Source organism: Ciceribacter ferrooxidans, assembly GCF_004137355.1.
GTDB lineage: Bacteria > Pseudomonadota > Alphaproteobacteria > Rhizobiales > Rhizobiaceae > Allorhizobium > Allorhizobium ferrooxidans.
Window position 1 is genome coordinate 1 of sequence record NZ_SDVB01000406.1, and the last position, 253, is coordinate 253.

The window sequence follows — 253 nt, forward strand, 5'->3', positions numbered from 1 at the left end:
CCCTTGTGCGACTTTGGCTGGAAGGCCGTGGATGCAAAGCTTCCCGCGGTCGATGGCCGGACCTTGTCCATCCTGGAGCTGGCAGGACCGCGGGGACTCGTCGTCGCGTTCATCTGCAACCACTGCCCCTATGTGCGGGCGGTGATCTCCCGCATCGTCAGGGATGCCCGCGATCTGGCTGGCGTCGGGATCGGGTTCGTCGCGATCAGCTCCAATGACGCACTCGCCTATCCGGAGGATTCCTTCGAAAACA

1 protein-coding gene is annotated in these 253 nt (G+C 63.2%); it reads left to right on the top strand.

Annotated elements, in window-relative coordinates; translation table 11 throughout:
• On the top strand, positions 1-253 hold a 253-nt coding region (locus EUU22_RS24370), incomplete at both ends, for a redoxin domain-containing protein (RefSeq protein WP_129334555.1).